Here is a 7435-nt window from a genome sequence, read left to right as displayed (position 1 = left end):
GCGATGGGCCCGGCGCTGCCGCCATGCTGGATCGCATTGGCGAGCAGGTTGAGCAGAATGTGATGGAGCAGCCGCTCATCGACCCGGACAAGCGGAAGACCCGCGGGAACCTGGAAATCGACATGATGTCCGCGCAGCAGATCTTTCAGATCATGGACCACGGCCGCCACGGCGTCGGTCAGATCGACCGGCGCCACATCCAGGCTGAGACCGCCTGAATCAAGGCGGACCAACTCGACGAGATTGTCGAGAAAACGCCGCAATCGCGACACCTCCGCGCGCGCGAGCGGCAGCGCGGACGCGCCGGGATGCTCGCTCGCCAGCGCCTCGATCGCGGCGGTCACGCCGGTCAGCGGGGTGCGCAGGTCATGCCCGATCGACGAGAGCAGCGCGGCGCGGAGGCGGTCGCGTTCCTCGAGGACCGACAGGCTGCGCATCTCGTCCTCCAGATGCAAGCGTTCGTGCGCCAGCGCCGCCTGGCCGACGAGCGTGGCGAGCAGCGCGGCGCGGTCGGGCGAAATCGGGTCGCGGCCGTCCTCGCTCGCGATGCCGAGGATCGCGAGAACCCCGAGCCCGGTCTTGAGCGGATGAAACTGCCAGTCGGACGCAACGAGCGTATTCGTCCCGCGTCCCGCAGGCTCCCCGCTCGTCCAGGCCCATTCGGCCGCCGCCTGATCGATCGGCGAGATCGCCGCATCGACCGGCCGGGCGACCAGCGGTTGCAACAGCCCGCCCTGCTCGGCCAGAATGATGCTGCGCACGCCCAGCAAGCGCGCCACTTCCTCGCAGGTTACCGCCGCGGTGGTTTCGCGATCGGAGGCGCGCGCAAGCATCTGCGCGAAGGCGGCAAGCGACGCATTTTCCTGCGCGCTGCGAACCCCGATCCGCGCGCGCGTCCGCAGCCGGCCGGCAAGATTGCTGACCACCGCGGCGACGCCGGTAAGGATCAACATGGTGAGGACGCTCTGCGGATCGGCGATCGTGAAGGTATGCCGCGGCTCGAGGAAGAAGAAGTTGAACGCCAGCGCCGCAACGAGGCTCGCGAACAGCCCCGGACGCAAACCGTAAAGCGTCGCGGCGACAATCACCGGAACGAGATACAGCAGGTCGACGGCCCCGGTCCCGATCCATGGTTCGGCCAGACGCGCGGCGCCCGTCATCAGCGCGATGAGCCCCAGTCCGACCGCATAGCTCGACGGGCGCCCCCAGCCGCGTGTCCAGTCGAGACCCCGGCGCGTGGCAGGAGATTCGCGGGGTGACGGGATGACGTGGATGGCAAGGTCGCCCGCGTCGTGGATCAGCGCCTCGACGACCGAACCGTGGCGCAGTTCGAACCACCAGCTACGCTGCGACCTGCCGATGATAAGCTGGGTCGCGCGCATCACCTCGATCTGGCCGCGCAGTCCGGCAATAACGCTCTCCGCAGGAACGGTAGCGATCGTCGCGCCGAGGGTAGCGGCCAGTGCGAGCGACGCGGCTATCCGCCGCCGGGCATCGTCGTCGAAGGCCGCGCTTCGTGCCGTCTCGATATGCACCGCCGTCCATGGGGCGTTCAGCCCGTCGGCAAGGCGCTTTGCTGTGCGCACGAGCATATCGCTGCCTGGCTGTTCGCTGATCGCGACGAGGATCCGCTCGCCGGCCGCGAAGGTGCCCGCTTCGCCCGTCGCATCGAGATCGTGCAACATTTGCCGGTCGACGCTCAAGGCAGCTCGCCGGAGCGCCATTTCGCGCAGCGCCGAAAGGTTCGCCTTCGAAAAGAAATGGCCGAGGGCACGGCTTGCCTCGTGCGGCACATAGACCTTGCCATCGCGCAGCCGGTCGATCAGTTCGTCGGGCGGCAGGTCGACGAGCTTGATTTCGGCCCCTTCGAACACGCTGTCGGGTACCGTCTCGCGAACGCGCACCCGGGTAAAGCTTGCGACGACGTCATTCAGGCTTTCGACATGCTGGACGTTGAGCGTCGTATAGACGTCGATCCCGGCGTTCAGCAGCTCCTCGACATCCTGCCAGCGTTTGGGATGCCGGCTGCCGTCGATATTGGTATGGGCATATTCGTCCACCAGCGCGAGTGTCGGGGCGCGGCGGAGCACGGCATCGATGTCCATCTCGGTCAGTTGGTGGCCGCGATAGGCGACTTCGCGGCGCGGCACGACCTCCATCCCGTCGAGCAGTGCTTCGGTCTCCGCCCTACCGTGCGTTTCCACCACGGCGACGACGACGTCCTGTCCGTCGCGCCGCAACGCGGCACCTTCGCTGAGCATCGCATAGGTTTTGCCCACGCCCGGCGCCGCACCGAGAAAAATCTTCAGCCGCCCGCGCGCCTCGCGCTTTGCCTGCCGCAACAGGGCTTCGGGTGAGGGTCTCTTGGTGGCCGATACCATGCGCCCGCTTACCCCGGTCGCGGACACAGGGCCAAGCGACAATCGGCGATCTTTATGGAATCCTTATGCGCCCGGCGAAATTCGACCGCGAAACTTTACGGCGAAGGGGCGTAGCGGCGTCGCATTCAGTCCGGCTCCCTCGGGAGTCGCCCTTTGCCGGAGACCTATGATGACCGATCTGATGTGGCTCGCCCTTACCGCGCTGCTGTTCGCAGCCACGCTCGGCTACGCGCGCATCTGCGACAAGGCCTGACCATGAGCGCTTCGTCGATGCTCGCCGGCGCCGTCGCTGCGGCGCTGTTCGTCTATCTCGTGGTGGCGCTGCTGCGCCCCGAACGTTTCTGACCGGAGGCAGTCCCATGACCTTGTCCGGATGGATGCTCATTTTCGCCTTCGTCGCGATCCTTGCCGTCCTTGCCAAGCCGATGGGCCTCTGGCTCTTTGCCCTTTACGAAGGGCGCACGACCCCACTTCACCGCATCCTGGGGCCAGTCGAGCGGGGCTTCTACCGGATGGCCGGGATCGACCCGACCGAAGAGCAGGGCTGGCGGCGCTACGCGCTTCACATGCTGCTGTTCAACCTCGCGCTGCTGCTTTTCACCTATGCGGTACTGCGATTGCAGGGGGTACTTCCCGTTAATCCGCAAGGCTTCGGCGCGGTCGGCGCCGACGGCGCTTTCAATACGGCGGTCAGCTTTACGACGAACACCAACTGGCAATGGTATTCGGGCGAGACGACGCTGTCGAACCTGTCGCAGATGCTCGGGCTTACGATCCAGAACTTCCTCTCCGCCGCCACCGGTATCGCGATTGCCTTCGCGCTGTTTCGCGGTTTCGCAAGGCGCGAAACGGGAACGATCGGCAATTTCTGGGCCGATACGACGCGTATAACGCTCTATCTGCTGCTTCCCATCTGCACGGTCTACGCGCTGTTCCTGATCGCGAGCGGCGTGCCGCAGACGCTGGCGGGATCGGTCCACGCAACGACGCTCGAAGGCGTTCGGCAGACGATCGCGCTCGGTCCGGTCGCGAGCCAGGAAGCGATCAAGATGCTGGGAACCAATGGCGGCGGCTTCTTCAACGCCAACAGCGCGCACCCTTTCGAAAACCCGACCGCGCTCACCAATCTGATCCAGATGCTCTCGATCTTCCTGATCGGCGCCGGGTTGACGTGGTGCTTCGGCAAGGCGGTTGGCGACACGCGCCAAGGCTGGGCAATCCTCGCGGCGATGGGACTTATTTTCATCGCCGGCGCCAGCATTGCCTATTGGCAGGAGGCCGCCGGCAACCCCGCACTTCATCACCTCGGCGTTGGCGGCGGCAATATGGAGGGGAAGGAAGTTCGCTTCGGCATCGCCGCCTCTTCGCTCTTCGCCGTTGTCACCACGGCGGCGTCCTGCGGGGCCGTCAATGCCATGCACGACAGTTTCACCGCAATCGGCGGCCTGATCCCGCTACTCAACATCCAGCTCGGCGAGGTCGTGGTCGGCGGTGTCGGCGCGGGCATCTATGGCTTTCTGCTCTTTGCCATCCTCGCGGTGTTCGTCGCGGGCCTCATGGTGGGGCGCACACCCGAATATGTCGGCAAGAAGATCGAGGCGCGCGAGGTCAAGCTCGCCGTCCTAGCCATTGCGATCCTGCCGCTGGTCATCCTCGGCTTCACCGCCATTGCCAGCGTGCTCCCCGTGGGGCTTGCCGGTCCGCTCAACAAGGGGCCGCACGGCTTCTCGGAGATTCTCTACGCATTCAGCTCGGGGGCCGGTAACAATGGCTCGGCCTTTGCGGGCCTGAGCGCGGGCACTCCCTTCTACAATGCCATGATCGGGATCGCGATGTGGCTTGGCCGGTTCTTCGTGATCGTGCCGGTGCTCGCCATCGCCGGTAGCCTCGCCGCAAAGCGCCACACCCCCGCTACCAGCGGCTCTTTCCCCACCACCGGGGGGCTGTGGATCGGCCTGCTGATCGGGATCATCCTGATCATGGGCGGCCTCACCTTCCTTCCCAGCCTCGCGCTAGGTCCCGTCGCCGATCATCTCTCGATGATGGCCGGCCAGCGCTTCTGAGGGATCAGCGACATGACGACTCCAACCTCGATGTTCAGCCCCGCACTGGTCGTTCCGGCGATGCGTGATGCGGTAAGGAAGCTCAATCCGCGCGAGCTGATGCGCAACCCGGTGATGTTCACCACCGCCTGCGTTGCCCTGCTCCTGACGGTGCTGCTCGCGCTCGGCGACCCCGGCCTGTCGCTGGGTTTCGAAATCCAGCTCGTCGCCTGGCTCTGGCTCACCGTGCTTTTCGGCACCTTTGCCGAAGCCCTGGCCGAGGGACGCGGGCGCGCCCAAGCGGCCTCGCTTCGCGCGACGAAGGCCGAGTTGCGCGCCAAGCTGATGCTCGGCGTCGGCGAGACTTATGAAATCGTCGCCGCAAGCCAGCTGGAAAAGGGCGAGATCGTTCTGGTCGAGACGGGCGACCTCATCCCCGCCGACGGCGAGGTGATCGAAGGCGTCGCATCGGTCAACGAAGCGGCGATCACCGGCGAAAGCGCCCCCGTGATCCGCGAGGCCGGCGGCGATCGTAGCGCCGTGACAGCCGGCACGCGCGTCATCTCCGACCGCGTCAAGGTGCGCGTCACTGCCGAGCCGGGCCAGGGTTTTCTCGACCGCATGATCGCACTCGTCGAAGGCGCCGAGCGGCGCAAGACGCCCAACGAGATTGCGCTGACGATCCTGCTCGTCGGGCTGACCATCATCTTCCTGATCGCCGTCGCGACCATTCCGGGCTTCGCGTCCTATGCCGGCGGATCGATCCCGGTCGCATTGCTCGCGGCCCTGCTCATCACGCTGATCCCGACGACCATTGCGGCGCTGCTCTCCGCCATCGGGATTGCCGGAATGGACCGCCTCGTGCGCTTCAACGTGCTGGCCAAGTCGGGCCGGGCCGTCGAAGCCGCGGGCGATGTCGATGTTCTCCTGCTCGACAAGACCGGCACGATCACGATCGGCGACCGCCAGGCCAGCGAGTTCCGCGCGCTGGCGGGCGTCGATGACGAAACGCTGGCCGAGGCCGCACTGCTCGCCAGCCTGGCCGACGAAACCCCCGAGGGTCGTTCGATCGTGACGCTTGCGCGCGAGCGCTATGCGATACGCGTGGCGGCGCTTCCGGCCGGGTCCGACGTCATCCCCTTCACCGCGCAGACGCGCCTTTCGGGGGTCACGGTCGCCGGGGTGACGATCCACAAGGGCGCGGTCGATTCGATCTTCAAGGCCCACCCCGACACCGCATCCTCGCCTGCCGCGCAGGAGTTGCGCCGCATAACGGACGAGGTTGCGCGCGCCGGCGGCACGCCGCTCGCGGTGGTCAGGGACGGGCGTCTGCTCGGCGCCATCCACCTGAAGGACGTCGTGAAGGCGGGCGTTCGCGAACGCTTCGGCGAATTGCGCAAAATGGGAATCCGCACCGTCATGATTACGGGCGACAACCCGCTGACGGCCGCGGCGATCGCCGCCGAAGCCGGGGTGGACGATTTCCTGGCCGAAGCGACGCCCGAGGACAAGCTTGCCCTCATTCGCCGCGAGCAGGCCGAGGGACGGCTCGTTGCCATGTGCGGCGACGGCACCAACGATGCCCCCGCGCTGGCGCAGGCCGATGTCGGCGTCGCGATGAACACCGGCACGCAGGCGGCGCGCGAGGCGGGCAATATGGTCGATCTCGACAGTGATCCGACCAAGCTGATCGAGGTTGTGGGCCTGGGCAAGCAATTGCTGATGACGCGCGGCGCGCTGACGACCTTTTCGGTCGCAAACGATGTCGCCAAATATTTTGCGATCATCCCGGCGATCTTCGTCTTTCTCTATCCTGAGCTCGGCGTTCTCAACGTCATGCGCCTTGCCACGCCCGAAAGCGCGGTGCTGTCGGCGATCATCTTCAACGCCTTGATCATTCCGTGCCTTGTTCCGCTCGCGCTCAAGGGCGTGCGCTACCGTCCGATGCCCGCCGGCCCGTTGCTCGCGCGCAATCTATCGATCTTCGGCCTCGGCGGACTGGTCGCGCCATTTGTCGGCATCAAGCTGATCGACCTCGCCGTGTCCGGCCTCCAGCTTGCGTAAGGACAATTCCATGTTTTCCGAACTCAAATCCGCCCTTCGTCCCGCGCTCGTGCTGACCGCGCTTTTCGCTCTCCTCCTCGGTCTGGTCTATCCGCTCGCGCTGACGGCTATGGGCCAGCTCGTTTTTCCGGAGCAAGCCAATGGCAGCCTCGTCCGCGACGGCTCAAAGATCGTGGGGTCGAAGCTGATCGGCCAGAGGTTCCTGGCCGACGCCTATTTCCACGGGCGCCCCTCGGCCGCCGGCGCCGATGGTTATGATGCCGCCGCTTCCTCGGGGTCGAACCTCGGTCCGGCGAGCAAAGCGCTCGCCGATCGCGTCGCCGCCGACGTCAAGGCGCTCACTGCAACGGCACCGGGCCGCCCTGTCCCGCCCGACCTGGTGACGACCTCCGCCTCGGGGCTGGACCCCCACATCAGCCCCGAGGCGGCTTTTTTCCAGATTGCGCGCGTGGCGAAAGCGCGCGGCATCGACGACGCCAGCCTCCGGGCACTGGTCGAGGCATCTGTCGAACACCCGCTCGCAGGAATCCTTGGCGAAAGGCGCGTCAATGTGCTGATGCTCAATCGGACACTCGACGCGCGCTTCCCGACGAAATAGGCTGGCCGGATGGTGCCACCGGCAAAAATCCTGATCATCGAGGACGATGCCCATATCCGGCGGCTGCTGCAGGCCACGCTGCAGCGCGCCGGTCATCAGGTGAGCGAAGCCGACAGCGCCAGGCAGGCGATGGCGCTGTTCGACATCGAGCGGCCCGATGTCGTGCTGCTCGATCTCGGCCTGCCCGATCGTGACGGGCTGGAATTGATCGAGCCGCTGCGGCTGCGCTCGAACGCCACGCTGATCGTCGTATCGGCGCGCGAAAACAGTGTCGAGAAGGTGACGGCGCTGGATCTGGGCGCCGACGACTATGTCACCAAGCCCTTCGATACCGAGGAATTGCTCGCCCG

General features: G+C 66.1%; 6 protein-coding genes. 5 read left to right on the top strand and 1 reads right to left on the bottom strand.

Annotated elements, in window-relative coordinates; translation table 11 throughout:
• Positions 1-2381 (bottom strand): DUF4118 domain-containing protein (locus tag ABS88_RS05285; protein WP_286749363.1); only part of this gene is annotated, 2381 nt, incomplete at its 3' end.
• Between the two features lie 255 nt (positions 2382-2636).
• Between ABS88_RS05285 and kdpF the strand changes: the two genes are divergently transcribed.
• The 5 genes from kdpF to ABS88_RS05260 all read left to right on the top strand — a co-directional run.
• A complete protein-coding gene (gene kdpF, locus ABS88_RS05280; RefSeq protein ID WP_040590286.1) occupies positions 2637-2726 on the top strand; it encodes a K(+)-transporting ATPase subunit F in 90 nt (29 codons plus the stop codon).
• A 14-nt stretch (positions 2727-2740) separates the two neighbouring features.
• Positions 2741-4444 carry a potassium-transporting ATPase subunit KdpA gene (gene kdpA, locus ABS88_RS05275; protein ID WP_286749362.1) on the top strand — a complete coding sequence of 568 codons (1704 nt, stop codon included), beginning with the start codon at positions 2741-2743 and terminating at the stop codon, positions 4442-4444.
• Between the two features lie 12 nt (positions 4445-4456).
• Positions 4457-6487, top strand: coding sequence for a potassium-transporting ATPase subunit KdpB (gene kdpB, locus ABS88_RS05270; RefSeq protein ID WP_003047296.1), 2031 nt, complete (start codon positions 4457-4459; stop codon positions 6485-6487).
• A 10-nt stretch (positions 6488-6497) separates the two neighbouring features.
• Positions 6498-7085, top strand: coding sequence for a potassium-transporting ATPase subunit KdpC (gene kdpC, locus ABS88_RS05265; RefSeq protein ID WP_286749361.1), 588 nt, complete (start codon positions 6498-6500; stop codon positions 7083-7085).
• Between the two features lie 9 nt (positions 7086-7094).
• Positions 7095-7435, top strand: a 341-nt coding sequence (locus ABS88_RS05260) for a response regulator (protein ID WP_286749360.1), incomplete at its 3' end; no start/stop codon positions are given.

It is taken from the genome of Sphingopyxis sp. SCN 67-31, from assembly GCF_001725095.1.
This window is presented reverse-complemented; position numbering and strand designations above follow the sequence as displayed.